Genomic DNA, 26,687 nt, shown 5'->3' with positions numbered 1-26,687 from the left:
CGCTCCTACGATCGGGGACGTGATTGACATTCCGGATGCGCTGATCGCCACCCAGTCCAAGTACAACGGTGAGGCCGGGCGGGCGTTCCTGGCCGCGCTGCCGGGGCTGGCCGCGGAGTTCCTGGAGCGGTGGGGGCTGCGCCGGGACGGCGGGGCGCTGTACGGGGTGTGCGCGCTGGTGCTGCCGGTGGTGCGGGTGGCGGACGGGCGCCCGGCCGCGCTGAAGCTGCAGGCGGTGGACGCGGAGACGGCGGGGGAGCCGCTCGCGCTGCGGGTGTGGGGCGAGGCGTCGGCGGGTGCGGTGGAGCTGCTGGAGCACGACCCGGCGACGGGGACGATGCTGCTGGAGCGGCTGGACGGGCTGCGTCCGCTCTCGGGTGTGCCCGACGCGCGCGACGCGGTGCGGGTCGTCGCCGGTCTCCTGGCGGGGCTGACGGCGGTGCGGGCTCCGGCGGGGAGCGGCCTGCGGGGGCTGGGCGAGGTGGCGGCGCGGCTGCTGGCGGCGGCGCCGGGGGCGGCGGGTCTGCTCGTGGATGCGCGGGAGCGGCGGCTGCTGGCGGACTGTGCGGCGGCGGTGCGCGAGGTGGCGGGGGAGCCGGGGGACCGGTTGCTCCACTGGGACCTGCACTTCGGCAATGTGCTGGCCGGGCCGGGTGCGGGGGCGGCGGAGGCGGACGTGAGGTGGGTGGCGATCGACCCGAAGCCGCTGGCCGGTGATCCGGGGTTCGAGCTGCTGCCGGCGCTGGCCGACCGGTTCGACGCGGACGCGGTGGAGTGGCGGTTCGATCTGCTGACGGCGGCGCTGGGTCTCGACCGGGGGCGGGCGCGGGCGTGGACGCTGGGGCGGGTGCTGCAGAACGCGTGCTGGGGTGCCGAGGACGGGGCTCGGCGGCTGGTGCCGGAGCAGGCCGAGACCGTACGGCGGCTGCTGGGCCGGTAGCGGCGGGCGGCCCGGTACTGCTTACGCTGCCCCCATGATCCGTACCGCTACCGCCGCAGACGTCCCCGCCATTCACGCGATGGTCCGTGAGCTGGCCGATTACGAGAAGGCGCTGCACGAGGCGCACGCCACCGAGGAGCAGTTGCGCGAGGCGCTGTTCGGTGAGCGGCCCGCGGCGTTCGCGCACATCGCCGAGGACGACGAGGACGGTGAGGTGGTGGGCTTCGCGCTGTGGTTCCTGAACTTCTCCACCTGGCGCGGGGTGCACGGGATCTATCTGGAGGATCTCTACGTGAGTCCGGAGCGGCGCGGCGGCGGACACGGCAAGGCGCTGCTTGGTGAGCTGGCGCGGATCTGTGTGGAGCGCGGCTACGAGCGGCTGGAGTGGTCGGTGCTGAACTGGAACGCCCCGTCGATCGCGTTCTACGAGTCGCTGGGCGCGCGGCCGCAGGACGGGTGGACGGTGTACCGGCTGACGGACGGGGCGCTGGCGGGGCTGGGCGGGCGGTAGCGCCTCTCGTCCGGGCCGGGTTCGCGGGGCGGGGCGGTCAGGGGATGAGGACGACCTTGCCCGTGGTGCCGCGGGTTTCCAGGGCGCGGTGGGCGGCGGCCGCCTCGGCGAGCGGGTAGCGCTGGACAGCGGGGCGCAGGCGGCCGGCCGCGGCCTCGGCGAGGGCGCGCGCCTCCAGGGCACGCAGGCCGCCGCCGCGCTGGGCCATGGCCGGGCCGAGGACGCTCTGCGAGGTGATGGCGAGGGCGGCGAGCTCGTCCTCGGTGAAGGTGAGTGGCCGGCCGTCGTGGAGGCCTTCGCCGGACCAGCCGTAGACGACGTGCTGTCCGCCCTTGCCGAGGAGGTCGACGGCGGCGCGTGCGGTGGCACCGCCGACGGAATCGTAGACGACGGTGGCGCGGCGGCCGAGGGCGTCGAGGTGGGTGCGGACCTGGCGGGGCCAGTCGGGGAGGGTGTAGTCGACGGCCAGGTCGGCGCCGTTGGCGCGGACGAGGCCGGTCTTGGCGGGTCCTCCGGCGAGGCCGATGACGATGGCTCCGGCGTTCTTGGCGTACTGGACGAGCAGGGTGCCGATGCCGCCCGCCGCAGCGGTGACGACGGCGATCGACTCGGGTCCCAGCGGGGTGAATCCGAGGATGCCGAGGGTGGTGCGGCCGGTGCCGATCATGGCGACGGCCTCGGCGTCGCCGAGGCCGTCGGGTACGGGGTGGAGCTTTTCGGCCTCGGTGACGGTGAGTTCGGCGTAGCCGCCGGGGACGTTGCCGATGTGGGCGACGACGTGGCGGCCGAGCCAGTCGGGGTCGGTGCCCTCGCCGAGCGATTCGACGGTGCCGGCGATTTCGCGGCCGGGGACGGTGGGCAGTGGGGCGGGCGCGGGATAAGGGCCGGTCATGCCCTCGCGCAGGGCGGTGTCGAGCAGGTGTACGCCGGCGGCGCGGACGGCGATCCGGACCTGGCCGGGCGCGGGGACGGGGTCCTCGACGCGCTCGTAGGCGAGGTTTTCGGCGGGGCCGAAGGCGTGGAGGCGGACGGCGTGCATGGTGGGCTCCCCGGGGTGTCGGTGTCGGTGCCGGTGAGTCCACTCTTCGGCCTCAAGCGTGCTTGAGGTCAAGCGGTGTCTGAGGGGTAGAGGTGGAGCCGGCGGTCGCGGTGCGGTGCTCGGTGGCCCGGAGGGCGAGGAGGGCCGCTTCGATGCCGCTGTTGAAGGAGACCTCGCTGAGCAGGCCGGGTGCGGCGACCTGGTCGCCCGCGAGGTAGACGCCGTCTCCCCGGTCGATGGCGGGGCGGTCGCGCCAGGTGGTGCCGGGGTGGTCGACCGCGCCGGTGCGGCCGGTGGCGAGGGCCTCGCGCCGCCACACGGTGCGCTCGCGCCAGCCGGGGTATCCCAGGTCGAGGAGTTCCTCGGCGCGGGCGGTTCCGGTGGACCGGGACTCGTCGGGCGCGAGGGGGAACTGTCCCTGGAGGAGCTGCTCGCCGGCGGGGGCGAGGGTGCGGTCCTGCGTGGTGAACCGTTCGATCCAGCCGGGGGCGTCGAGGTCGGACACGGCGAACGCGTCGCCGCGCCGGGTGCGCAGGGCGAGGTCGACGAGGGCGGTGCGGCCGGAGGCCCAGGTGAGGGTGGGGTCGCCGAGGAGGGTGCGGGCGGCGTCGAGGGAGGTGGCGACGACGACCGGGCCGGTGCGGGCGAGGCTGTCGAGCGCGGCGGTGTCGATACGGGTCGCCGTCTCGATGCGGACGCTGAGGTTCCAGGCGCGCGACGCCATCCGGTCGATGATCTGCGCCCAGCCCCCGGCCGGGTAGCGGGCTTCCGGTGGCAGTGCCCCGGCCCGGTGCAGCCGTTCCTGGACGAACGCGGCGGAGAGGCTGCCGGGGTCGTGGTGGAAGAGGGCGACGGCGGTGTAGTGAGCGGCGGCGCGGGCGCCCTCCTCGCCGATCTGCGCGGTGGCCCAGGTACGGAAGTCCAGGTCGGACGGCGCCTGTGCGGCGCTGCGGCGGCTGAGCCGGAGGAGGGCGAGGGGCGGGGTGCGGCGCAGGGCGGAGCGGTGGCGGAAGCGGAGCCGGGCGGCTTCGAGGGGCGGGACGGCGGTGGTGGGCCCGAGGAGGTTGCGCCGGTCGAGCCAGGTCCAGTGGGGGCCGCGGCGGTAGAGCGCGTGCGGGCCCTCGTTGGTGCGGTACGGGCCCTCGGCGGTCCTGGCCCGTCCGCCGAGGGTGTGGTGGGCCTCGTGGACGGTCACCAGGGCGCCGGATTCGGCTGCGGTGATGGCCGCGGTGAGTCCGGCGAGGCCCCCGCCGATGATGTGGATGCGCTGCATGGTCCCCGTCTCCTTCGCTGGAGGTGCCTTCGCGTACATGACGGACGGCGGGGGTCCGGGTGTGACATCTACGGCGGGGCGTTGTCAGTGGGGTGCGTCACGATGGGGGCATGGTGCGCAGCAGCGGTAGTGGTCAGGGGAGCGGCAGGAGCCGGGTCGGCAAGGACGGGGTCGCGGTGGCGCGGCGCCCGGAGGTGCGGCTGCCGCCGCTCGAACCGTACGGCGGCGAGGGGCTCGAGCCGGACGGGGATTACGACGGGGTGCGCTTCGAGTCCGTGGACCTGGCGGACGAGTCGGGTCCGGGCGCCCGGTTCATGGACTGTTCGCTGGAGGGCTGCGCTCTGGACCGTACGGAGCTGGTCAGGGCCCGTTTCATCGATTCGGTGCTGACGGGCGTACGGGGGGTGGGCACGGATCTCGCCGGGGCGTCGCTGCGTGACGTGGAGCTGGTGGACGCGCGGCTGGGCGGGGTGCAGATGCATGGCGCGGTGCTGGAACGGGTGCTGGTGCGGGGCGGGAAGATCGACTACCTGAATCTGCGGAAGGCGCGGCTGAAGGACGTGGTGTTCGAGGGCTGTGTGCTGTCCGAGCCGGATTTCGGGGGAGCGCAGCTGGACCGGGTGGAGTTCCGGGACTGTGTGCTGAAGCGGGCCGATTTCAGTGCGGTGCGGATGGAGTCGGTGGATCTGCGGACGGTCGCCGAGCTGGACATCGCGCGCGGGGTGGAGCGGCTGGCGGGCGCGGTGATCAGCCCGTCGCAGCTGATGGAGCTGGCTCCGGCGTTCGCGGCGCAGATCGGGGTGCGGGTGGAGGCGTGAGCCCCGCCCCCCCCGGCCCCGGAACTCAGAGGCGGGGGAAGCGGGCCTGGAGGTCCCAGACCACGGGGTTGTCCGCGAGGCCCTCGTGCATGTCGGCCAGGTCCGCGATCAGGTCGTGCAGGAAGTCGCGGGCCTCGCGGCGCAGCAGCGCGTGGTTGAAGGTGAGCGGGGCTTCCTCGGCGGGCATCCAGTCGGCCTCGACGTCGACCCAGCCGAAGCGGCGCTCGAAGAGCATCCGGTCGGACGACTCGGTGAAGTCGAGCTCCGCGAACTGGCGGCGGTGCGAGCGGTTGCCTCGGGGGTCCTGGTCGAGCTGCTCGACGATGTCGCACAGGGCCCAGGCGAAGTCGAGCACCGGCACCCATCCCCAGCCTGTGGATACCTCGCGGTCCTCCTTGGTGTCCGCGAGGTAGACGTCCCCGGAGAACAGATCGTGGCGCAGGGAGCGGACGTCCGCCCGGCGGTAGTCGGTCTGCGGGGGATCGGGGAAGCGCCGGGAGAGGGAGTAGCCGATGTCGAGCACGGTTCGATGGTGTCATGCCCGGCGTGTCGCTTGCGCCCCGGCGGGACCGGGACCGGGGTCAGGACCGGGACCGGGACCGGGACCGGGGCCGGGACCAGGTCCGGGGCGTCGCAGCCACGCGGCCCACGGCGCTGACGCGGCCGGCGGGCGGCTTCCCGGCATCGTGGTGGGCTCAGGGTGTGAGGTCCAGAACGCGGACAGGCTCCCCCGCCCACCGCTCGGGCGCGGTGGTCGCGATGATCGCCCCGTCGGGACGGTCCGCGGTGGGCTGCGCCGCGTACTGGCTGTGAGCCGCGGCCCAGGTCTCCTGCTGCGCGAGGGCCAGCGCGGCGGCCAGGTCCAGGTCCAGGACGGTGACACCGGGCAGGGACGCCAGGTGTTCTGCCGTGCCGGGCCGGGCCCGGTCGGCTTCCACGAGCGCGCAAGCCGGTACGTACAGGAACCAACCCGGTTCGGCGTGGGCCCGGTGGATTAGCCGCGACGCCAGAACGTTGCCCTGCCCTGCCGCGGCCATCGCCGTGTCGTCCAGAACGATGTGCATGGCATCGCTCACCGGGCGGTCGCCTGCGCCAGGCGACGGTCCAGCTCACTGTCCAGGTCGTCCTGCTCGGCAGCGGTCGGGGCGTAGCCGGTCCACTCCCTCAGCATTGCCCGGGTCTTCTCGGCCCGCTCGGCCCGCTCGGCCGGCGTCAGCAGTGTCTCGGCCAGGCGCGCCAGATATGCGCGCAACGACAGCCCCTCCGCAGCTGCGATCGAGGCGAGCCGGTCCTTGGCTTCCTCGGGGATACGGACATTGGCATCGGACATCATCGTGCTCCTTCCCATCCCCCAAGGGTACGGGTACGTACCCGTATCCCGCAGGTCTGCTGAGCGGATCGGTATTTCGCGGTGAGTGTGCAGGTTTCAGGGTTGAACCGCGGAACCCCCCGCGCTCTGGTGACCCTCCACCCCTGATCCGGTGATCCGGCCTGCGTGATCCGGCCTGCCTGATCCGGCCTGCTCCAGGGCGCGGAGTCGTACCTGCGCGCCCTCGCCGCCCGCAAGGGCACCAGCAAGGCGTACGGGCCAGGATGAGCGCCGTCCGCGCGGGACTGGCACCCTGCGCCGAGCGCGGACACCGGTGACACCCGACGGCCCTCAGTCCTCACGGCAGCATGCGTTGCTCCCTCCCCGGACGCCCCGCACGAACAGCGTGCCCGTGCGGCGGGTTCCCGGGGGCGGTGCGATGACGGAGGCGGACACGTCCACGTATCCGTATTTCTTGAGGATCAGCACCCAGACATCCGGTTCGTAGTCCCACCGCTTGACGACAGCGGGGTCTTCGTCGGGCCCGCGAGGGATGTACGACGCCTGGCAGCCGTAGCACCCCTCGACCGGGGGCCGCTGGGACATGGCGAACACGCCACCGGGCTTGAGGTTCGCGTGAATGATCGGCAGCAGCAGGCCGGGGTCCGAGAACCAGCCCGCCCCGAAGACGCTGTAGATCGCGTCGAAGACCGTACGGGCCTCTCCCAGGCAGGTGAGTGCGTCGCCCTGGCGCAGTTCCATCCCGTCAGCATCGGGCCACCGGTCCCGTGCCTTCGCGAGCTGCTTGGGGGAGAGGTCGATGCCCACGACCCGCATGCCGAGCCGGGCAAGATGGGCCGCGTTCCCGCCCGCACCACAGCCGAGGTCGAGCGCGGCCTCACCCGGTTTCAGGCCAAGCACTTCGGCTCCGGGGCCGTGGTCGGCGTACTGCGTCCAGTTGAACCATGTGGACTCGCCACGGGCGTTCATCGGGCGCCTCTGGGGCTTGGTCTGCGCGTACTGATCCCAGGCGGCACTACGGGTGTCGGACACTTCGCTTCCGTTCTCGCGCGCAGGCGGCCAGGCGCGCCCTTTTCGCAGCTCACGACCGGGGCTCAAGCGTCGAGATCCGGGCGCTCTTTCAGCGGAATGGGTGGAGGGATTGAACACCCACCCGCCCTCCCTGCCTTGAGGGTTGACTTTTCGCGATCGACTTGCCACGGAGGGTAGTCGCGCTCTAGCGTCAGCCGGGACGAGACGGCCCCCGTCGGTGCAGAAACACCTGACGAGGGCCTGACCACTTCGATCGTTAGGCCCGATCTGATGGCTGCCAGCCAGCTTAATGCTGCCCCTTCCCCCGCGCCCGTACCGCCGCCCACGCTTGACCACCCGATGGCCAATCCCGGGTACGGCAAGCGCTCCGCACCGGGCCAACGCCCCCGCACCGCCACGGATTTCGCCCACCTCCTCCCGCGTGACGCCGCCGTCGCCGCGTACATCGACGGACTGTGCGACGGCGCGGACATCTCCGTGAAGACCCTGGCCAAGACGCTTCCGTACGGCCAGTGCGCCCTGCGGACCACCCTGAACCGGCTCCAGGAAGCCGGTCATCTGCGCAGGGGCAGCGAATGCGTCGCCACCGAGGAAGTGCTGATCTGGGTCACACGCACCTTCTTCTCCCGCACCGCACGCGGCGACGAGTGGTGGGACGCCTTCACCCGGGGCGACGCACCCCCGGAACACGCCACCCAACGCCCCACCCGCTCAAGGTCGTTCATTTTCCTCGCCGCCCTCGGACGCGAGAAGCCCGCACTGAGCCTGTCCCAGGCCGACTGCGTGACGCTCGAACCACAGGTCAGCGAATGGTTCGAACGCGGAGCCACCGAACCGGAAATCCTGCACGCCCTGACCGAGGGCCTCCCACCCCGCATCCACCACGCCGCAGCCCTCGTCCGCCGACGCCTGCTGGACAAACTCCCACCCGTACGCGCAGCCTCCCCCGCCCCACGGGTCGTCCTGCGAACCCTGGAATGCGCCGAATGCCGCGCACCCGGCAACGCGACAGCCATGCCCGGCGGCCTCTGCGGAAACTGCCGCGGCAAGCCGGACCCCGCCCGCAACGGCCCTGCGGGCGCCGTACCCGAACACGGCGTACGGGCACGGATGAGCGCCGTCCGCGCCGGACTCGTACCCCGCGCCGAGCGGGGACGCCACTGACGCCGGACGGCCTTGAGCACGGTTCTGTGAGGGGAGAGGGGGTGTGCCGCTGCCACCGCAGCGGGGGCCGTCGGTCTTGTACGGACTGGCGATCAGCTGGTGTACGAGACCTGTTCCAGGGCGTTCTCCCAGGTGTGCTGCTCGGCGTGGTCGGCGAACAGACAGCAGCCCTCACCGTCGGGCCCCGGGGCGGCCACCGGGCAGTCCGGCAGCACGACAAGTTCCGCCCCGTCCGCTCCGTACCAGCGGAGCCACAGCGCGGTCCCGTACGCACCGTCGTCGGTGAGGAGGCCGAAGTGCTCGCCCTTGTCGTGCGCGCACAACTGGCACTGCACCGCCCTGTCGACGTACGAGGCGGCCGACTTCTCCCGTGCCTCCCGTGCCAGGTCGAGGGGCACCCGGCGCCAGTGCGCGCACCGCATCACGACACCATCCGGAAGGAAGAGACGGCGTGCCACTCCTGCTTCGAGCACCGTGGGCAGAGGCACGGCGGGTAGCGGCCCGGGTCCTCCGGGACCACCGGATCCTCGCCCACGCGCACCTCCGCGAGAGGCCCCCACGTCTGGCCGCAATCGCGGGAGACCCTCAACGTCATCCGTACGTCGTCCTGTCCGTTCGCCATGGTCAGGAGCATCGCGGGCTACGGGCCCGGCCAGAAAGGCCAAGCGGATTACCCAGCCTGGGTAACATCACCCTCGGTTGACCAAGTGCAGCAATCCGTAGTTCTCATGCCGGAGCGTGCCCGATGTCCGAGCCACCCCGCTCCAAGGAACTCCCGGTCAGGCTGCTCACGGACCCAGTGATGATCGAGGCATGCCGGGCCAGGGACTTCGGCCGCGTCTTTCAGCTGGTCAAGGCACGAGCAGGCATCTATCCGTCGATGGTCGCGCGTCGCTGCGACCTGACCCCGAGCCGCGTGGGCGAGGTGATCGCCGGACGGCGGCAGCTGCTGCACATGGACGTGATCGAACGGATCTCGGACGGACTGTGCATCCCCGGACACATGCTCGGCCTTGCCCGACGCTCTTGGGAGACGCCGCCCAGTCTGACGGTCACGCCTCGCGAGCCGGCCGAGGTGCCGACCTCAGCCGTCGAACCACTGGCAGCCGGACTACCGGGGGCGGACGTTGACAGCATCCTCGCCCTGGCGGCCGAGCGGGATCTCAGTGCCTCGACGCTGGACGCGCTGCATTCGTCGATCGCGGACTACTGGCGCCGGGACGACGAGCACGGCGGAGAGACCTTACGGCCGGCCGTCGTCGGCCAGCTCCGCTACGTCGTCGACCTCCTCAAGGAGCAGCGTCCGGCCCCTCTACGGGACGGCCTGCACAGCATCGCGGCCGAACTGGCCCGGCTCACCGGATGGACCTACTTCGACGCCCGCCAGTACAACCAGGCACGCGCCTACTTCACCGAATCCCTCGGCCTGGCCAAGGCCATTGACGACCGCCAGTTCATGGCCAACGTCCTCGCCTGCATGAGTCTTCAGGCCACCTACCAGGACAAGCCCGGCGACGCCCTCGCACTCGTCACGGCCGCCCAGGACCAGGCCCGATCCGCCGTGGGGACGACACCGCGCGTGCTGGCCATGCTCGCGATGCGCGAAGCCTTCGCCCACGCCACGCTCGACAACCAAGGTGCGACCCACACCGCGATCTCGGAAGCCCACACCCACTTCGGACGGATCAGCACCGGTGATCCGGACCCGGCCTGGGTCGCCTACTTCGACGAGCCGAAGCTGATCGTGGACACCGGCATCGCGCACGGCCGCCTGGGCGAAGCCGCCCTCGCCGAACCCCTCATCGCGGACGCCCTCCGCCGGGAACACGCATCGAACCACCGAGGCCGTGCATTCCACGCCTTCTGGCTCGCCCGCGCCCAGCTCCAGCGCGGCAAACTCGACGAGGCGTGCCACACGGCCATGCACGCCCTCGCCCCGGCGGCGGCCGTCAGCTCGCAACGAGTCGCTGCCCACCTGCGGGAGTTCTGCGAGCAGTTGGAGCCCTTCAGCCGTGAACCGGCCGCGGTAGCGTTCGAGTCCCGGCTCCGGGAGGTGCTGCCCCGCCAGGTCAGCGGATGGCCTCGTCCATGAGGACGTAGAGCAATCCGACGAGGGAGCCGCTGCTGACGATCTCGCGTCGGTCGATCATGGCCCGTACGTCGGCCAGTGGGATCCACTCGATCCGGTCCGACTCGTTCTTCTCGGTCGGCGGTCCCTCGCAGGTCGCCCCGTCGGCCCGGAAGACGTGGTGCTGGGAGTCGGTGATGCCGTTGGCCGGTTCGGCGTAGATCAGCGGTTTGATCGGACCGGGCCGCCAGCCGGTCTCCTCAAGCACCTCGCGCGCGGCGGCGTCGGCGGGGCTCTCCCCGTCCTCGACGAGACCCATCGGCAGTTCCCAGGCCCACGAGTCCGTGATGAAGCGGTGCCGCCACATCATCAGGATCTCCTGACGCTCGTTGACCACGGCGGCCACTGCCAGGTGCCGAAGCTTGACGACGTGGTACTCCCACCGGCGCCCGTCCGGCTGCTCTACATCGGTCAACCACAGGTTGACCCACTGGTTCTCGTAGATCGGACGTTCCCCGTGGATCTTCCACTGCATCGCTGCGGCCCCTCTCGATCGGCCTCAAGCATCGCAGAATGTCCCGGGCCGATCCCGAGCATCAGAGCAATTCGTGTCAGGGTGACGAGATGGGCCGGGGCGCAGCCGGCAGTCGATCTCCGCGCGCACATCCACGAGGTCACCGTCCGGCCCGCTTTCGCCAGCAATCCTACGGAGCCCCGATGACCGCCCAGCCCTCGCATGATCATTTGGTCACCGACCGCAGCCTTCTCTCCATCAAGGCGTACGGCACGGGTCAGCACTTGGCCGCGCGCCAGTCCCTCTACCAGTGGCAGACCCCGAGCCACGACCTTCCGGGCATCGTCGTGAACGAGCTGACCGGCATACGCGGTGCGGTCGCGGATGTGGGTTGCGGTAATGGGAAGTTCGTCGCCCGGCTACGGGAGGACCGTCCCGACCTGAACGTGCTGCCCATGGACGTCTCTCACGGCATCCTCGGCGCCATTTCGGGAGCCGTCGTCGCGGACGTCCAACAACTGCCCATCGTGGATGGAGTCCTCGGCGCGGTTCTTGCGCTGCACATGCTGTATCACGTCGAGGACCAGGCCCAGGCCATACGGGAGCTGGGCCGCGTACTGACACCCGGCGGCATCGCGATCGTCTCCACGAACAGTCAGACCGACAAGCAGGAACTGGAGCACCTTTGGCGCCAGGCCGCAGGCGATGTGCTTGGAATCCAAGAGGGCCCGGCCCGAGTGCAGTTGTCCGCCCGCTTCACCCTGGAGGACGCGCCAGCGATCCTCGGCACGGTCTTCGGCGAGATCCGCACGATCCCCCTTCCCGGGGTGATCGAGGTGACCGACGCCGAACCGGTCGTCGCGCACTTGGCCTCGTACGAAGCCTGGGCCGACAAGATGGGCGTTCCGTTCCGGGAGACGATCGAGCGCGCGCGGGAGCGGGTCAACGAGACCATTCAGGCAGAGGGCGCATTCCGTGTCACTTGCCTGGGCGGCATGCTCGTATGCCAGGCAGCGCGGCGGTAGAACCCACGCATGAATGCCGGTGTGCCGCTATGCGCGCGCCCCAAGGCTGATGGGTAACTGCATGCCCTCAGCCCTCACGGCAGCAGCCGCTGCTCCTTGGCCACGGCGACCGCTCCGGCGCGGGTGTCGACGCCGAGCTTGTCGTAGATGCGGCCCAGGTGGGTCTTGACGGTGGCCTCGCTGATGAACAGGGCGCGGGCGATGTCGCGGTTGCCCAGGCCCCGGGAGAGCTGGCCGAGGATGTCGCGTTCGCGGTCGGTGAGGGTGGGCAGCGGCTTGCGCATGCGGGCCATGACGCGGCTGGCGACGGGCGGCGAGAGGGTGGTGCGGCCCTGGGCGGCGGAGCGGATCGCGGCGAAGAGTTCTTCGGGGCGTTCGGCCTTCAGCAGGTAGCCGGTGGCGCCCGCCTCGATGGCGCGGGTGATGTCCGCGTCCGTGTCGTACGTGGTGAGGACGAGGACGTGGGCGCCGACTGCGGCGGCCACGATCCGGCGGGTCGCCTCTACGCCGTCGATGCCCGCGCCGAGCTGGAGGTCCATCAGGACGACGTCGGGGGTGAGCCTGGCGGTCAGGGCCACCGCCTCCTCGCCGCTGCCCGCCTCGCCCACGACCTCGATGTCGGGTTCGCTGCCGAGGAGGGCGAGGAGTCCGGCGCGGACGACGGCGTGGTCGTCGCAGAGCAGGATGCGGACAGGTGCGGGGGAGGGCGGGGGGACGGGCGAGTGGGTGGCGGTCATGCGGGGTCCTGGGGGTCTGAGGGGGCGGCGGGCCCGGTGGTGAGGGGGACGGTGGCCGTCACCGCGGTGCCTTCGCCCGGCGCGGACTCGATGGTCAGGGTGCCGCCGAGCTGACGCAGCCGGGCGCGCATCGCGGGCAGCCCGTGTCCGCGCACCCCGCGCGCAGCCCCGGTGCCGGTGGCGGGTGTGAAGCCGTGGCCGTTGTCCGCGATGTCGAGGACGGTCCGGTCGTCGAGGTGGGTGAGGGTCAGGGCGGCCTCGGTGGCGTCCGCGTGCTCGGTCACGTTGGCCAGGGCGCCCTGGGCGATCCGCAGCAGCGCGGACTGCACCCGGCCGGGCAGCGCGTCTGCGGGTGCGCCCTCGACGTGGCAGCGGACGGTCAGCCGGCCGTGCGCCTGCGCCGTCTCGCGGGCGGCGAGCGCGTGCAGCGCCGCGTCCAGGCCGCCGCCCTCGGCCAGGTCGGCGGGGGCCAGGTCGTGGACGAAGCGGCGGGCCTCGGCGAGGTTGCGTTCCGCGATGCCGGTGGCGGTCCGGATGTGGCGGCGGGCGGTCGCCGGGTCGGTGTCCCAGGTGCGGTCGGCGGCCTGGAGCAGCATCTGCTGGCTGGACAGGCCCTGGGCGAGGGTGTCGTGGATCTCCATGGAGAGCCGCTGGCGCTCCGCGAGGGTGCCCTCGCGCCGTTCGGTGGCGGCCAGCTCGCGGCGGGTGCGCAGCAGGTCGTCGATCAGCTCGTTCTGCGTGACGGCCTGGCGCTGCATGTGGACGAACACGGCTGTCGCGACGGCCGCGACGGCGGGCGGGGCGAGGATCAGGTTCGGGTCGAATCCGTCGGCCAGCCGGAGCTGCGCGGCGACGACGAACAGGGTGAGCAGCGCGACCAGGGCGAGCGCGGCCCGTGGCGGCAGGATCCGCAGCCCGGTGTAGAAGAGCGGCACCGCGCACCACGCGAAGCTCGGCGCGAGGACGACCAGCACCATCCACACGGCGACCAGCACCCCCAGCCAGAGCAGGCTGCGCGGGGTCGGGCGGGAGCCGAGCACCGGCCCGATCACGTACAGGACGGCCAGCGCGACGGACAGACCGATGATCCACGGGGTGCGCGCCTCGCCGGGGTGGCGCAGCAGGAACCGGGTCAGCGAGGCGCCCAGGAGCAGGAAGAACGCGGCGTGCATGAGCAGGGAGAGGGCGCGCGTGCCGCCGTCGTCGGCCCGGCGGGTGTCCCGCGCCGACCGGCTTCGCTGCTCCACCTCGTACCCCCTTCTGCGGGCCGTGCCCCGTTCCGCTCACCGCCGCTGACCTGCGCGGACATTCCATCGTCACCCCGAAGGACCCGGTCCGCATCAACCGATCGGCCGATGGGGCCGTCAGCCGTACCGCGTGCGGTCTCCAGCCGGTACGCCGACCGTACGGCCCCGGGACCGGCCCAAGGATGGAACACAGACCGACAGACCACAGGAACACCCACGGCCACTCCAGAGGAGCCCCACCATGAAGAAGATGTCGCTGCGCACCCGCGTCCTGACCGGTGCCGTCGCCGCCGCCGCCCTCGGGGCCGGCACCCTCGGCGCCGTGTCCGCGAACGCCTCCGCCCCGGCCGCCGCGCCCGCCGCCGCCGTCAAGGCCGACACCGCGAACCGGAACCTCCAGCAGTCCACGCACCTGACCGTGGACGCCGCGTCGAAGGCGGCCCAGGCGGCCCTGGACGCGGCGGAGAAGGAGCACCAGCGCGTCTCCGTCTCCGTCGTCGACCGCAACGGCAACACCATCGTCACCCTGCGCGGCGACGGCGCGGGCCCGCAGGCGTACGAGTCGGCCGAGAAGAAGGCGTACACCGCGGTGTCCTGGAACGCGCCCACCTCCGAGCTGGCCAAGCGGCTGGCCCAGACCCCGAACCTGAAGGACATCCCTGGCACCCTGTTCCTCGCGGGCGGCGCCCCGGTGCAGGTCAAGGGTGCTCCGGTGGCGGGCATCGGAGTGGCGGGGGCGCCGAGCGGCGACCTCGACGAGAAGTTCGCGCAGGCCGGCGCCGCCGCGCTCACCAAGTAGCGGGACCGGACACAGGAGAGACACATGAACGCCCTCGATCACCAGCTGCTCGACGCCGCACGCACCGGCGACGCCGACCGGGTGCGGACCGCGATCGAGGGCGGCGCCCGGGTGGACGTCCGCGACGAGGAGCTGCGCACCCCGCTGCTGCTCGCCGTTCACGGGGAGCACGTCGAGGTGGCCCGGCTGCTCGTCGCGGCGGGCGCCGACCCCGACGCCCAGGACCGCCGCGAGGAGAGCCCGTGGCTGGCCACGGGCGTCACCGGCAGCGTCCCGATGCTGCGCGTGCTGCTGCCGGCCGGGCCCGACCTGAAGCTGCGCAACCGGTTCGGTGGGATCGCCCTGATCCCGGCGAGCGAGCGGGGCCATGTCGGCTACGTACGGGAGCTGCTCCGGACCACCGGCATCGACGTCGACCACGTCAACCGCCTCGGCTGGACGGCCCTGCTGGAGGCCGTGATCCTCGGTGACGGGGGCCGGGCGCACCGGGAGATCGTCGAGCTGCTGCTGGCCGCGGGTGCGACGCCGGGGCTGCCGGACGCCGACGGGGTCACGGCACTGGAGCACGCCGAGCGCCGGGGTTTCGCGGAGATCGCGGCGCTGCTGCGGGACACCCGGTGAGAGCCCGGCACGCGGTGAGAGCCCGGCACTTGGTGGTGGCCCTCGCGGCGGTGGCGGTGCTCGCGGGCTGCGGGAAGGCGGACCCGTCGCCCGCCGCGACCCCAGCCGCGAAGGCCCCGACCAACACGACCGGCACCACCCCCGACGGCACGCTGCTCGTCGCCGACTTCGGCGGGGACACGGTGACGTTCGTGGATCCGGAGCGCGGCGCGTTCGACCGGGTCGAGGTCGGCACCGCCCCGTACGGGCTGGCCGTCGGAGCGGACGGCCGGGCCTGGGTGGCCACGGCCGAGGGCGTCGCGGTCGTCGACACGAGGACCCGCACCCGCACGGCCCGCATCGCGTACCGGACGGCGACCGGTCCCGCGACGAGGGGTGAGTACCGGGGCGGCGGCATGGGCATCGCCCTGGCGCCCGACGGGCGGCACGTCTACGTGGGCGTCAACGTGCCCGGTGCGAACGGGGTGCTGGAGGTCATCGACACCGGCGCCCGCGAGGTCACCGGCACCGCGCCGGTGGGCCGCCGCCCCTTCGACGTGGACGTCTCGCGCGACGGTACGGAGGCCTATGCCACCGGACACGACTCCTTCGACGTGACGGCGGTCCGCACGGACACGCTGCGCACCCGCCGTATGGAGGTCGCCCCGTACGGCACCGAGGGCGGTCTCGGCTCCTGGCTGAAACCGCACTACGCGGCCGTCCGCCCCGGTGACGGCAAGCTGCTGCTGCCGTTCGAGGGCGAGCGGCTGGCGGTCCTCGACCCGCACACCGGGAAGGTCGCCGTCGAGCGGATGACGGCCGACACCCACCAGCACGGCACGGCGCTGACCCCGGACGGCACGCTGCTCGTCGTCGGCACCGGACCGATCGCCTCCGACGACGAGGACGCGTCGCTGACCGTCCGTGCCCCCGACGGCACCGAACGCGTCGTGCCCCTGGACGGTCCGCACGAGGACGTGGCGGTGTCCGGTGACGGCCGCACGGCCTACGTCACCGGGGGCTTCACGCGGGACGGGTACTGGAACGGGATCACCGTCGTCGACCTGGCCGGTGACACGCCGCCGGTCCGGCTGGCGGCGGGGAACCGGCCGCTGGGGATCGCGGTGCTCCGAGACCGGGCTCCGGACCGGCTCCGGCAGACGGCACGGTCCGGGCATCCCCCTACTCCGACATTCCGCACATAGGATCATCGGCGTGGATCTGGATCTGGATCAAGCCGCCCCGGCACGCACGCCCCGTACGGCACGTGCTGCACACGCACCCCGCCCGGCGCGCACGCCCCGTGCCGCTCACGCACCCCGCACGGCCAGGATCGCCGTGCTGCTCCTCGCCCTGGCGGTTCTCGCCCCGGCCTGCACCGCGGGCGCCAGCGGGGTGCGGGGAAAGCCGGGCGCCGCCGGGGTGCGCGACCCGTACTTCCCCAGGCTCGGCAACGGCGGCTACGACGTCACGCACTACGACCTCACGCTCGATGTCGGCAAGGACGCCAAGACGCTGAGCGGTACGGCCCGGATCACCGCGCGGGCCACCCAGGACCTCAGCTCGTTCAACCTCGACCTGGCCGGGCTGAAGGTGGAGTCGGCCTCGGTCGAGGGGCGCCCCGCCGCTGTCAGCCGGGCGGCCGACGAGCTGACGCTGCGTCCGGACATCGAGGTCCAGGACCGGCTGCGCCGGGGCCGTACCTTCCGTACGGTCGTGCACTACTCCGGCACCCCGAAGACCATCACCGACCCGGACGACTCCGAGGAGGGGTGGCTGCCGACCGCCGACGGAGCGGTGGCGCTGGGGGAGCCGACCGGCTCGATGGCCTGGTTCCCGGGCAACAACCACCCGAGCGACAAGGCCACGTACGACCTGTCGGTCACCGTGCCCGAGGGGCTGACGGCGGTCTCCAACGGCGTGCTCACCGGCCGCCCCGCCACGGCGGAGGGCCGTACCACCTACCGCTGGCACACCGCCGAACCGATGGCGAGCTATCTCGCGACCCTGGCCGTCGGCCGGTTCGAGACGAAGACGTCGACGATGGCGGGCGGTATCACGGTGTTCACCGCCGTGGACCCGGAGTCGGCCGGGGCGAGCGCGGCGACGCTGGCACGGGTCCCCGAGGTCGTGAAGTGGGAGGCGGCGCACTTCGGCCCGTACCCGTTCTCCGCCACCGGCGCGATCGTCGAGCGCAAGGGGGACGCCGGGTACGCGCTGGAGACGCAGAACCGGCCGTTCTTCCCCGGGCCGCCGAGCGTCGGGCTGCTCGTCCACGAGATGGCGCACCAGTGGTTCGGGGACTCGGTCACGCCCGCGAGCTGGCGCGACATGTGGCTCAACGAGGGTCTGGCGACCTACGCGGAGTGGCTGTGGGAGGAGGAGAAGGAGGACACCCCGGCCCAGGAGTCGTTCGACGAGGCCTACGCGGACGACGACAACTGGGCCTTCCCGCCCGCCGATCCGCCGTCCGCGTCCAATATCTCGGATCCGCCGGTGTACGGGCGGGGAGCCATGGTGATCCACAAGGTCCGTGAGGCGGTGGACGACGACGAGCGGTTCTTCGCGCTCCTGGCGGGCTGGACGAAGGCCCGCCGGCACGGCAACGCCACGACGGCCGACTTCACCGCGTACGTGGAGAAGGCGACCGGCCTGGATCTGACGGAGCTGTGGAAGGACTGGCTGTACGGCGGGAGCCGGCCCGCCGCGGACGGCTGACCGGCTCCCTGGAGCAACGTGACGGTTGTTACGTGAGCAATGTGGCGGTTGTCACTTGACGTTGACGCCGGTCCAGGCGGCGTCGACGGCCTTCAGCTCGGCGCTGTCCGCGCCGTAGAGGTCGGTGGCGGCCTTCTCGGTCGCGGTGCGGGCGGCCGCGTAGTCGGTGGAGGAGGTCATGTACTCGGAGAGGGCCTTGTACCAGATCTGGATGGCCTTGTCCCGGCCGATGCCGGTGACGGTGGAGCCGTCGGAGGTCGGGGAGTCGTAGTCGACGCCGTTGATGGTCTTCGCGCCGCTGCCCTCGGCCAGCAGGTAGAAGAAGTGGTTGGCGACACCGGACGAGTAGTGCACGTCCAGGTCACCGACGCTGCTGTCCCAGTAGTCGGCCGAGCCGCCGTCCTTGCTCGGCTGGTCCATGTAGCGCAGCGGGGTGCCGTCGCCGTTGATGTCGATCTTCTCGCCGATGAGGTAGTCGCCGACGTCGGTGGCGTTGTCGGAGAAGAACTCCACCGAGGTGCCGAAGATGTCGCTTGTCGCCTCGTTGAGGCCGCCGGACTCACCGACGTAGTCGAGGTTGGCGGTCGACGAGGTCAGACCGTGGCTCATCTCGTGCCCGGCGACGTCGAGTCCGGTGAGGGCGCTCTTGTTGTCGGCGCCGTCGCCGTACGTCATGCAGAAGCAGCTGTCGTCCCAGAACGCGTTGACGTACGCGTCGCCGTAGTGGACCCGGGAGTACGCGGCCTTGCCGTCGCCCGCGATGCCGTCGCGGCCGAGGACGTCCTTGTAGAAGTCCCAGGTCTCGGCGGCGCCGTAGTGGGCGTCGACCGCGGCGGTCTGGCGGTCGTTGCCGGTGCCGTCGCCCCACGTGTTGTCGTCGTCGGTGACCAGGTCGCCGGTGCCGCTCTCGCCCTGGTTCAGGTCGTACGTCTTGTGGCCGCCGCGGTCGCCGTCGGTCAGCTCGAATCCGGAACCGGAGGCGGTGGTGGACAGGTCCACCTTGCCGCTGTACTGGCTGTTGCCGACGCCGGCGGTCTCGATCTCCTCGTAGCTGTGCAGGACCTTGCCGGTGATGGCGTCGGTGAGGACGCGCTTGCGGCTCGGGGTGCCGTCCTTCTGGACCCCGGTCTTGACCGACTCCAGCGCGAGGACGGGCTTGGAGCCGCCCGCCCAGATCACCTTGCGGGCACCGGCCACCGTCTTGATCTTCGCCGTCGTGGACGGCACGGATATCTTGGCGTCGGTCGCCCGGGTGACGCTCTTGAGCTTGCCGTTGCTCGCGGTGTGGGTGACGAGGTCGCCGCCGATGACGGGCAGTCCGGCGTAGGTGCGCTCGTAGCGGGTGTGGACGGTGCCCTTGGCGTCCTTGATCACGTCACGGGCGATCAGCTTCTCCTTGGCGCCGAGCTTCAGCGTGGCGGCGGTCGAAGAGGCGTCGGTCTGCGCCGACTTGATGGCGGTGGTGCGCGCCATGGCGCTGCTGAAGGCGGGGGATGAGGCGGAGGAGCCGTTGTCGGGGGCGGCCGGCCGGGCGTTCGCTGTACCGGTCTGCACTCCGACGACGACCATCGCGGCCACGGCGGCCAGGGCTGCGGCGCGACGGGTGTTCATGTGGGGGGTCATGGGTTCTCCGTTGCTCGTTCCGTGGGGGGTTACGAGCGGAGAGCGTGCCACCGAATGACCGACATTGACGGTGTACTAACAATTACCTCACATTTCTTTGACCAGTTCTTGTCCGACTGGGGTACGTCCGTGTCCGCTATCCGGCGGACTTCCGTCAGTTGAGCAACACTGCGTGTCGTGCGCCCCATTGGGGAAGGTCAGTGGTATGCGGACGCGCGGGAGCCCCCGGCCGCAGGACGTTCGGCCGGGGGCTCCCGTGAAGCGGTGGGACGGAGCGTCAGAGAGTGACGCCGAAGTCCGAGGCGATGCCGCGCAGGCCGGAGGCGTAGCCCTGGCCGACGGCACGGAACTTCCACTCGGCGCCGTTGCGGTACAGCTCGCCGAAGACCATGGCGGTCTCGGTGGCGGCGTCCTCGCTCAGGTCGTAGCGGGCGATCTCGGCGCCGCCGGCCTGGTTGAGGATGCGGATGTAGGCGTTGCGGACCTGGCCGAAGTTCTGGCTGCGGGTCTCGGCGTCGTAGATCGACACCGGGAAGACGATCTTGTCGATGTCCGCCGGCAGACCTGCCAGGTTGACGGTGATCTGCTCGTCGTCGCCCTCGCCCGCACCCGTGACGTTGTCACCGGTGTGCACGATGGTCTGGTCCGGCGTCGCCTTGTTGTTGAAGAAGACGAAGTGGCCGTCGGAGAAGACCTTGCCGGCCGCGTTGACCGCGATCGCGGAGGCGTCGAGGTCGAAGTCGGTGCCGGTGGTGGTCCGGACGTCCCAGCCGAGGCCGACCGTGACGGCGGTGAGGCCGGGGGCCTCCTTGGTGAGGGAGACGTTGCCGCCCTTGGACAGGCTTACTGCCATGGGAAGTCCCTTTCATCTGTCATGTGCGGGCTTCGTGTCGTCACGAAGCTACCGTCACACCTCATAACGCAGACAAGGGACCAGGAGGTTCCTTCCGCCTTTGCTTTCTTTACCGAACCGGCGCCGGGTGCGGCTACGGGGCAGCCCTTAAAGAAGGTGACGAACACCCGGTGGGCCAGGGAACATGGGTGTCATGTCCGGGCCCTATGTCATCCGCGGTGCGGTCTCCCTGCCGGAGGCCGAGCTCATGTGGCGTTTCTCGCGGTCCTCGGGGCCAGGCGGGCAGCACGTCAACACCACCGACTCCCAGGTGGAGCTCCGCTTCGACCTCGCGGCGACCGAGTCGCTGCCCGAGGTGTGGAAGGAGCGCGCCCTGGAGCGGCTGGAGAGCCGGCTGGTCAACGGGGTCGTGTCGGTACGGTCATCGGAGCACCGCTCGCAGTGGCGCAACCGCGAGACGGCCGCCGTACGGCTCACCGCCCTGCTGGCCGAGGCCACGGCGCCGCCCCCCAAGCCGCGCCGCAAGCGCAAGATCCCGCGCGGCATCAACGAGCGCAGGCTGCGCGAGAAGAAGCAGCGCGGCGACACCAAGCGCGGCCGCTCCGGCCGCGACTGGTGAACGGGCCGCGGCGCCGTGAGCACCGGCCGCGACCGGTGAACCGGCCGTCCGCCGGCGGAGGCGGTCAGCCCAGCTGCCGGTAGCGCCCGCGGAAGTACGTCAGCGGGCCGCCTTCCTGGGTCGGCAGCTGCGCAGCGAGCACCCGCCCGATCACCAGCGTGTGGTCACCCGCCACGACGCGCTGCTCCGTGCGGCACTCCAGCGTGGCGAGCGCGCCGCCGGCCAGCGGTGCCCCGCTGATCTCCCCGCGTACGTGCGGGATGTCCTCGAACAGCAGCCGGTCGCTGATCCGGCCCTTCATGGCGAACCGTCCGGCGATGTGCCGCTGGCTCTCCGACAGGACCGAGACGGCCCACAGCGGCTGCTCGGCCAGCAGGTCGTCCATCCGTGAGTCGTTGCGCAGGCTCACCATGACCAGCGGCGGATCCAGCGAGACCGACATGAACGCGGTCGCGGTCATGCCGACGTCCTCGCCGCGCCCGTGCTCGTCGAGCGGCGGCTCCTGCGCGGTGACCAGCACCACGCCGGCGGCCAGTCGGGCGAGGGCACCACGGAACTCGTCGTTGCTCACCCCCTCAGCATGGGGGACGGGCCGGGAACGCGGGGTGGGGGGCTTCGTCTGCAACACACCGGGCACGCTAGTCGTGCGCGGGGCGCCGGCGCATCGGGCCAGGGGACCAGCCAGGTCCTAGGACCGCCATGGAGTCCTTTACTATCTGTTGTGACTTGTCTCACAGAGCGCGATATTTGTTGACCCTGTGTACCGGGTGCACAGCTCACTGTGATTCAGTGGCCGTGACACTGCAGTAAGTACGTCAAGTACGCCGATATGAAACCTGGAGTGCTGTCGAGGTCTCGGGGAGTGCGAGCGATGGAGGCCGAGTCGGAGCCGTACGTCCGTCTTGCGACGATGCGGCAGCTGCACCAGGCCGTGGCCGATCTCAACACGGCGCGGAGCCTGGCCGACACGCTGCAGACCGTGGCCGACGGAATCGTCGCTGGTCTCGGCTACGAGCTGGCCTGCGTCAATCTCGTCCGTCCCGACGGCGACCTCGTCGTCGCCGCCTTCGCCGGGAACAGCGCCGCCGAGGCCCTGATCACCGGCCGCGTCGGCTCCCGCACCTCCTGGGAGCGCCGGCTGGCCATGGGCGAGATATGGGACGAGCTCCGCTTCATACCGCACACCGACGGCTGGGTCCTCCTCGACGACGACGTCCCGCAGTGGCACACCGAGGGCCCCGAGCCCCGTTTCGAGGACGAGTGGCACCCGCAGGACCGGCTCTACGCCCCGATGTACGCCTCCGGCGGCGGCTCCGACCTGCTGGGCGTCATATCCGTCGACCGCCCCCGCAACGGCCGCCACCCCGGCGCCTGGGGCCGCGAGGCCCTCCAGATGTACGCCTCCCAGTCGGCCATCGCCATCAGCAACGCCCGGCTCCGGGCCAACATGCAGCGCGCCCTGGTCCGCCTGGAGCGGGAACAGCAGGCGCTGCGGGCCAGCGAGGAATCCTTCCGCCAGGCCTTCGAGTACGCCCCCAGCGGCATGGCCATCGCGGAGATGGGCGGCGACCAGCACGGCCGGCTGCTGCGCACCAACGACGCCCTGTGCCGGCTGCTCGGCCGCCCCGCCTCCGTGCTGCGCCGCTACTCCTTCGCGGACCTGGTCCACCCCGAGGACATCGGCACCCTGCTCCGCACCTCCGCCGAGGGCGGCCGGGCCGAGCTGCGGCTGGGCCGCCGGGACGGCACCTACCTCTGGGTCTCGCTGCGCAACTCCGTCGTCGCGGACACCGCGGACGGGCCGCGCTTCCTGCTCACGCACGTCGAGGACATAGAGGAGCGCAAGCGCCACGAGCTGAACCTCGCGCACCGCGCCTCCCACGACGCCCTCACCGGCCTGCCCAACAGCGCCGAGCTGCGCTCCCGGCTCAGCGCCCGGCTCTGCGAGCGCCCGCACGCGATGGCGTCCACGGACGTGCAGGTGCTGGACGCGGCCTACGGGGACGTGGACGAGGCCCGGGTGCACGGCTTCCCCGTCGACGGGTTCGACGCCGGGGCGGGCGTCGGCCCGTACGACCACCATGTGCATTCCGTCGCACCCGACACCGGGAAGGACGACGGCTCGAAGGGGCTCGCTGTCCTCTTCTGCGACCTGGACGGCTTCAAGTCGATCAACGACCGCTTCGGCCACCACACGGGTGACGCGGTCCTCATCGAGGTCGCCCGCCGGCTCACCACCTGTGTCCGCGACGGCGACACCGTCGCCCGGCTCGGGGGTGACGAATTCGTCGTGCTCGCGGACGGACTGGGCTCGGCGGACGCCGCGGACCTGGCCGTACGCCTGCGTAACGCCATCATTCCGCCCATTCGGGTCGACGGGCGGGCGGTGCGCGTCGGGGCGAGTTTCGGCATCGGCTGGGCCGCCTGCGGCATGACCGCCGAAGAGGTGCTGCGCTCCGCCGACCAGCGGATGTACATCGAGAAGCGGTCCCGGTCGAAGGTTCACCGCAGGGCCGGCTGAGGTTCGCCGGGCCGTCGCGCGCTTACCCCACCCAGGTTCCCGCGGCGCCTCCGGCAATTCTTGGGCTGGTCCGTTCGGGGTAGGCTCGGCCGGTCGGCGTGGGCTGACGGTATACGGCGAGGGCCGACGACATGGTGAGGAGTGACCCAGGGATGGCCGGGAACAACGGCGCGAGTACACCCGAGGACGACGACCCGTTCGGCTACCTCTACGAGGACGGGCGGGCGGCCGGCGCACAGCCGCCGGGTCAGGGAGGCTACGGCTACCCGGGTCCCGCCGCGCAGCCCGGTGTGCCGCGTACCTCGTACAACCAGGTGCGCACCGTCGGTGAGCGCCAGTACGGCCAGCAGGTGCCGCAGCAGGGGGCCTACGGCTACCCGCCGCAGCAGGCGCAGTACGGCCAGCAGCAGGGCCAGTACGGTCAGCCGAACGCGCAGTACGCGGCGCCGGAGACGTACCCCGGTGCCCCCACCACCCAGGTCCCGCACCAGGGCGGCCGTGGCAACGGCGGCGGCCCCGGCAAGGGCGGCCCCAACACCAAGGGCCTGCTGATCGGCGCCGTCGCGGTCGTCGCGGTCGTGCTCATCGGCATCGCCGCCGCCCTGATGACGGGCGACGGGGACAAGAACAAGAAGAACGACGACACGGCGTCCGCCTCCTCCGGCGCGGCCGGTGAGGTCGAGGAGTCGCCGAAGCCGCAGCAGTCCGAGACCTCCGAGGCGCCCCCCGAGCTCCCGAAGCAGGACGCGGCCTCGCTGAAGCTCGGCGGTACGGCGGCCGTGGAGAAGAGCGTCAAGGGCGCCGAGGGCCCGGACGGTTCCTATGTCTCCGGGTTCAACACGGTCGGGTCCTCCGTGACGTGGCAGGCGGCGATGGAGAACGCCGGTTCGTACCGCCTGACGGTGCGTTACGCGATCCCCGCCAAGGACGCCAACGCGACGCTGACGGTTAACGGGAAGCCGAACTCGCAGCCGATCGGGCTCAAGGACTTCGTCGGTTCCTCCGACCCGAACTGGGAGAAGAACTGGCAGACGACCTGGGCGCCCGTCGACCTGGTCAAGGGTGAGAACGAGATCAGCATTTCGTGCCAGGACGGCAACCAGTGCGACGTGATCCTGGACTGGCTGGAAGTCACCCCCGAGAAGGGCTAGCCCCTCGCGGACGAACTGTCTGTGGCCTCTCCCGGTGTCCGAACCCGGGAGGGGCCACAGTCGTATTTCTCACCCGGACACGACCCTGCTGTCCTGGCCCGCGGTGCCGGTGCCGGCGAGGCGGTGAGGCCGACTATCCGTGGACTTCGATCCCTGGAGGTCCGCCACCGTGGCCGCGCCGCGCCGTCAGCCCATCAGCGCCAGGAAACCCGCCACCGTCGCGGCCATCGCCTCGCGGCCCGGGGCGATGTACTTGCGCGGGTCGACGCCCGTGGTGTTCTCGGCCAGGTGGGCGCGGACGGCGCCGGTGAACGCGGTGTTCAGGGCCGTACCGACGTTGATCTTGACCATGCCGGAGGCGGCGACGGCCTGGCGGATCTCGTCGTCCGGGACGCCGCTGGAGCCGTGCAGGACCAGCGGTACGGGGACGGCGTCGCGCAGCCGGCCGATCAGGGCGTGGTCCAGGGCTGCGGTGCGCTCGGTCATGGCGTGCGAGGAGCCGACGGCGACGGCGAGCGCGTCCACGCCGGTCGCGGCGACGTACGCGGCGGCCTCGGCCGGGTCGGTGCGGACGCCGGGGGCGTGGGCGTCGAGCGGGGCCTCGCCCTCCTTGCCGCCGACCTTGCCGAGCTCGGCCTCGATCCAGATCCCGCGCTCGTGGCCCCAGGCGACGGCCTCGGCGGTGGTCCGGACGTTCTCCTCGTAGCTGAGCTTGGAGGCGTCGAACATGACCGAGCCGAAGCCCTCGTCGTGCGCCTGGTGCAGCAGCTCCACGGACTCGACGTGGTCGAGGTGGAGGGCGAGCGGGGCGGTGGAGGTGCGGGCGACGGCCGCGGCGGCGGCCGCGATGGCGGAGAGCCGGCCGCCGTGGAACTTCACGGCGTTCTCGGAGATCTGGAGGATGGCGGGGGCGCCGGCCCGCTCGGCACCGGTGGCGATGGCCTCCGCGTGCTCCAGCGTGATGACGTTGAAGGCGGCGATCCCGCGTCCCTGGGCCTGTGCGGCGGAGACGAGTTCACCGGTACTGACGAGCGGCATTGCTGACCTCTGTTGTTTCCTCGGACCCGGCGGGGGCCCGGTGGGGGCGCGGCGCTCAGGCCGCTCCGTCTGCGTGTTCCTCGATGGCGACGCGCGGCAGCAGCTCCTCGTAGGCCGCGCGGTCGAAGTCACCCGCTGTGGGGGCCAGCACGGTCGCCGTCGACAGTGCCACCGCCCGTCGCAGCCGGTCCGGCCAGCTCAGGCCCTCGACGAGGGAGGACAGCAGCCCGGCCACCGCTGAGTCGCCGGCTCCGGTCGGGTTGCCCCTGACGGCGGCCGGCGGCGATGCCTGCCAGCTGCCGTCGGGGGTGACGGCCAGCATGCCCTCCGGGCCCAGCGAGGCGATCACCGTGTGCGCGCCGCGGCGGCGGGCGTCGCGGGTGGCGCGGGTGGGTTCGCGGGAGCCGGTGAGCTGGGCGAGCTCGTCGGCGTTCGGCTTGATGAGGTCGGGGCGCGCGGCGATGCCCCGGCGCAGCGGTTCGCCGCTGGTGTCCAGGAGGACCGGGACGCCGGCGGCGCGGGCCGGCCGGATCAGTTCGGCGTAGGCGCCGACGTGGATGCCGGGGGGCAGGCTGCCGCACAGGGCGACCGCGTCGGCGCCGGTGAGCAGGTCCTCGTAACTGCGCAGGAAGGCGGTCCACTCGGTGGCGGTGACGTGCGGGCCCGGCTCGTTGAACTGGGTGGTGTCGCCGGTGGTCCCGTCGACGACGGCCAGGGTGCGGCGGGTGTCGCCGGCCACCGGGACGAGCGCGTCGGTGAGCTTGGCCCGGCCGGCCGGGAGGTCCGCGAGGAGCCGGCGCAGTACGGAGCCGTTGGCGCCGCCCGCGAAGCCGGTGACGACGCTGTCGTGGCCGAGGGCGGTGAGGACCCGGGCGACGTTGATGCCCTTGCCGCCGGGGCGCTCGGAGAGATCGGTGACCCGGTGGCTGGCGTGCGGGACGAGGGCGGGAACGCCGTACGTCAGGTCGAGTGCCGTGTTCAGCGTGACCGTGAGGATCACCTCGGCCGCCCCCTCGATACGTGTTGCGCGCGCTTTCCTTTGCGGAATGCGCTGTTCCTGGTTGGTT

General features: G+C 71.9%; 28 protein-coding genes. 13 read left to right on the top strand and 15 right to left on the bottom strand.

Going from position 1 to position 26,687, the window contains the following annotated elements:
• The first annotated feature begins 10 nt into the window (after positions 1-10).
• Positions 11-940: an aminoglycoside phosphotransferase family protein gene (locus EDD93_RS08310; RefSeq protein WP_398905016.1), complete on the top strand. Its 930-nt coding sequence runs from the start codon at positions 11-13 to the stop codon at positions 938-940.
• 34 nt (positions 941-974) lie between these two features.
• Positions 975-1,451: a GNAT family N-acetyltransferase gene (locus EDD93_RS08305; RefSeq protein ID WP_123524549.1), complete on the top strand. Its 477-nt coding sequence runs from the start codon at positions 975-977 to the stop codon at positions 1,449-1,451.
• 37 nt (positions 1,452-1,488) lie between these two features.
• Here EDD93_RS08305 and EDD93_RS08300 read toward each other — a convergent pair whose 3' ends face one another.
• Both EDD93_RS08300 and EDD93_RS08295 read right to left on the bottom strand, forming a co-directional pair.
• Positions 1,489-2,490 (bottom strand): zinc-binding dehydrogenase, encoded by a 1,002-nt coding sequence (locus EDD93_RS08300; protein ID WP_123524548.1) that lies wholly within the window; start codon positions 2,488-2,490, stop codon positions 1,489-1,491.
• Positions 2,491-2,542: 52 nt separating this feature from the next.
• Positions 2,543-3,763, bottom strand: coding sequence for an NAD(P)-binding protein (locus EDD93_RS08295; protein WP_123524547.1), 1,221 nt, complete (start codon positions 3,761-3,763; stop codon positions 2,543-2,545).
• A gap of 110 nt (positions 3,764-3,873) precedes the next feature.
• Between EDD93_RS08295 and EDD93_RS08290 the strand changes: the two genes are divergently transcribed.
• A complete protein-coding gene (locus EDD93_RS08290; RefSeq protein ID WP_123524546.1) occupies positions 3,874-4,581 on the top strand; it encodes a pentapeptide repeat-containing protein in 708 nt (235 codons plus the stop codon).
• 25 nt (positions 4,582-4,606) lie between these two features.
• Here the strand turns inward: EDD93_RS08290 and EDD93_RS08285 are convergent, their stop codons facing one another.
• The 4 genes from EDD93_RS08285 to EDD93_RS08265 all read right to left on the bottom strand — a co-directional run bounded on the left by EDD93_RS08285 (position 4,607) and on the right by EDD93_RS08265 (position 6,943).
• The gene (locus EDD93_RS08285; RefSeq protein ID WP_123524545.1) at positions 4,607-5,104 is read right to left on the bottom strand and encodes a hypothetical protein; all 498 of its coding nucleotides are present in this window, start codon (positions 5,102-5,104) and stop codon (positions 4,607-4,609) included.
• A gap of 172 nt (positions 5,105-5,276) precedes the next feature.
• Entirely contained in the window at positions 5,277-5,645 is a 369-nt protein-coding gene (locus tag EDD93_RS08275) for a hypothetical protein (RefSeq protein ID WP_123527650.1), read from the bottom strand.
• 8 nt (positions 5,646-5,653) lie between these two features.
• Positions 5,654-5,911: a hypothetical protein gene (locus EDD93_RS08270; protein WP_123527649.1), complete on the bottom strand. Its 258-nt coding sequence runs from the start codon at positions 5,909-5,911 to the stop codon at positions 5,654-5,656.
• A gap of 330 nt (positions 5,912-6,241) precedes the next feature.
• Positions 6,242-6,943 carry a class I SAM-dependent methyltransferase gene (locus tag EDD93_RS08265; protein WP_123524544.1) on the bottom strand — a complete coding sequence of 234 codons (702 nt, stop codon included), beginning with the start codon at positions 6,941-6,943 and terminating at the stop codon, positions 6,242-6,244.
• A gap of 270 nt (positions 6,944-7,213) precedes the next feature.
• On the opposite strand from EDD93_RS08265, the gene EDD93_RS08260 reads away from it, so the two are divergent.
• Positions 7,214-8,107 carry a hypothetical protein gene (locus tag EDD93_RS08260; protein ID WP_123524543.1) on the top strand — a complete coding sequence of 298 codons (894 nt, stop codon included), beginning with the start codon at positions 7,214-7,216 and terminating at the stop codon, positions 8,105-8,107.
• Between the two features lie 92 nt (positions 8,108-8,199).
• On the opposite strand, the gene EDD93_RS08255 is transcribed toward EDD93_RS08260, so the two are convergent.
• Positions 8,200-8,595, bottom strand: a complete 396-nt coding sequence (locus EDD93_RS08255) for a hypothetical protein (protein WP_398903106.1) — start codon at positions 8,593-8,595, stop codon at positions 8,200-8,202.
• Positions 8,596-8,852: 257 nt separating this feature from the next.
• Between EDD93_RS08255 and EDD93_RS08245 the strand changes: the two genes are divergently transcribed.
• Entirely contained in the window at positions 8,853-10,199 is a 1,347-nt protein-coding gene (locus EDD93_RS08245) for a hypothetical protein (protein WP_123524541.1), read from the top strand.
• Here EDD93_RS08245 and EDD93_RS08240 read toward each other — a convergent pair.
• The gene (locus EDD93_RS08240) at positions 10,177-10,710 is read right to left on the bottom strand and encodes an NUDIX hydrolase (RefSeq protein ID WP_123524540.1); all 534 of its coding nucleotides are present in this window, start codon (positions 10,708-10,710) and stop codon (positions 10,177-10,179) included. The two genes, EDD93_RS08245 and EDD93_RS08240, sit on opposite strands and share 23 nt — an antisense overlap.
• Before the next feature lie 182 nt (positions 10,711-10,892).
• Here EDD93_RS08240 and EDD93_RS08235 point away from each other — a divergent pair, with 182 nt between their 5' ends.
• On the top strand, positions 10,893-11,714 hold the full coding sequence (locus EDD93_RS08235) for a class I SAM-dependent methyltransferase (RefSeq protein WP_123524539.1): 822 nt from the start codon (positions 10,893-10,895) through the stop codon (positions 11,712-11,714).
• A 74-nt stretch (positions 11,715-11,788) separates the two neighbouring features.
• On the opposite strand, the gene EDD93_RS08230 is transcribed toward EDD93_RS08235, so the two are convergent.
• Together EDD93_RS08230 and EDD93_RS08225 are read right to left on the bottom strand one after the other, a co-directional pair.
• Positions 11,789-12,451, bottom strand: coding sequence for a response regulator transcription factor (locus tag EDD93_RS08230; protein ID WP_123524538.1), 663 nt, complete (start codon positions 12,449-12,451; stop codon positions 11,789-11,791).
• Positions 12,448-13,698, bottom strand: a complete 1,251-nt coding sequence (locus EDD93_RS08225) for a sensor histidine kinase (RefSeq protein ID WP_123524537.1) — start codon at positions 13,696-13,698, stop codon at positions 12,448-12,450. Before EDD93_RS08225 ends, EDD93_RS08230 begins: the two co-directional genes overlap by 4 nt.
• Before the next feature lie 241 nt (positions 13,699-13,939).
• On the opposite strand from EDD93_RS08225, the gene EDD93_RS08220 reads away from it, so the two are divergent.
• The 4 genes from EDD93_RS08220 to EDD93_RS08205 all read left to right on the top strand — a co-directional run bounded on the left by EDD93_RS08220 (position 13,940) and on the right by EDD93_RS08205 (position 17,815).
• Positions 13,940-14,497 (top strand): heme-binding protein, encoded by a 558-nt coding sequence (locus EDD93_RS08220; RefSeq protein WP_123524536.1) that lies wholly within the window; start codon positions 13,940-13,942, stop codon positions 14,495-14,497.
• Positions 14,498-14,521: 24 nt separating this feature from the next.
• Complete coding sequence (locus EDD93_RS08215) at positions 14,522-15,118, top strand: ankyrin repeat domain-containing protein (RefSeq protein ID WP_123524535.1); 597 nt, start codon at positions 14,522-14,524, stop codon at positions 15,116-15,118.
• Positions 15,115-16,302, top strand: a complete 1,188-nt coding sequence (locus EDD93_RS08210) for a YncE family protein (RefSeq protein ID WP_260255664.1) — start codon at positions 15,115-15,117, stop codon at positions 16,300-16,302. Before EDD93_RS08215 ends, EDD93_RS08210 begins: the two co-directional genes overlap by 4 nt.
• 133 nt (positions 16,303-16,435) lie before the next feature.
• Positions 16,436-17,815 (top strand): M1 family metallopeptidase, encoded by a 1,380-nt coding sequence (locus EDD93_RS08205; RefSeq protein WP_398903102.1) that lies wholly within the window; start codon positions 16,436-16,438, stop codon positions 17,813-17,815.
• A gap of 51 nt (positions 17,816-17,866) precedes the next feature.
• On the opposite strand, the gene EDD93_RS08200 is transcribed toward EDD93_RS08205, so the two are convergent.
• Positions 17,867-19,438, bottom strand: a complete 1,572-nt coding sequence (locus tag EDD93_RS08200; RefSeq protein ID WP_123524534.1) for a M4 family metallopeptidase — start codon at positions 19,436-19,438, stop codon at positions 17,867-17,869.
• A gap of 277 nt (positions 19,439-19,715) precedes the next feature.
• Positions 19,716-20,291, bottom strand: coding sequence for a TerD family protein (locus EDD93_RS08195; RefSeq protein WP_123524533.1), 576 nt, complete (start codon positions 20,289-20,291; stop codon positions 19,716-19,718).
• Between the two features lie 184 nt (positions 20,292-20,475).
• On the opposite strand from EDD93_RS08195, the gene arfB reads away from it, so the two are divergent.
• Positions 20,476-20,910: an alternative ribosome rescue aminoacyl-tRNA hydrolase ArfB gene (gene arfB, locus EDD93_RS08190; protein ID WP_123524532.1), complete on the top strand. Its 435-nt coding sequence runs from the start codon at positions 20,476-20,478 to the stop codon at positions 20,908-20,910.
• Positions 20,911-20,974: 64 nt separating this feature from the next.
• Here arfB and EDD93_RS08185 read toward each other — a convergent pair whose 3' ends face one another.
• A complete protein-coding gene (locus EDD93_RS08185) occupies positions 20,975-21,481 on the bottom strand; it encodes a flavin reductase family protein (protein WP_123524531.1) in 507 nt (168 codons plus the stop codon).
• A 300-nt stretch (positions 21,482-21,781) separates the two neighbouring features.
• On the opposite strand from EDD93_RS08185, the gene cdgB reads away from it, so the two are divergent.
• The gene (cdgB, locus tag EDD93_RS08180; protein ID WP_123524530.1) at positions 21,782-23,431 is read left to right on the top strand and encodes a diguanylate cyclase CdgB; all 1,650 of its coding nucleotides are present in this window, start codon (positions 21,782-21,784) and stop codon (positions 23,429-23,431) included.
• 152 nt (positions 23,432-23,583) lie between these two features.
• Entirely contained in the window at positions 23,584-24,582 is a 999-nt protein-coding gene (locus tag EDD93_RS08175) for a CBM35 domain-containing protein (RefSeq protein ID WP_123524529.1), read from the top strand.
• A gap of 186 nt (positions 24,583-24,768) precedes the next feature.
• On the opposite strand, the gene EDD93_RS08170 is transcribed toward EDD93_RS08175, so the two are convergent.
• Entirely contained in the window at positions 24,769-25,620 is an 852-nt protein-coding gene (locus EDD93_RS08170) for a class II fructose-bisphosphate aldolase (RefSeq protein ID WP_123524528.1), read from the bottom strand.
• Positions 25,621-25,675: 55 nt separating this feature from the next.
• Positions 25,676-26,620, bottom strand: coding sequence for a 1-phosphofructokinase family hexose kinase (locus tag EDD93_RS08165; protein WP_123524527.1), 945 nt, complete (start codon positions 26,618-26,620; stop codon positions 25,676-25,678).
• Positions 26,621-26,687 lie beyond the last annotated feature (67 nt).

Origin of the sequence: Streptomyces sp. 840.1, from assembly GCF_003751445.1 — a bacterium.
Classification (GTDB): Bacteria; Actinomycetota; Actinomycetes; order Streptomycetales; family Streptomycetaceae; genus Streptomyces.
This window is presented reverse-complemented; position numbering and strand designations above follow the sequence as displayed.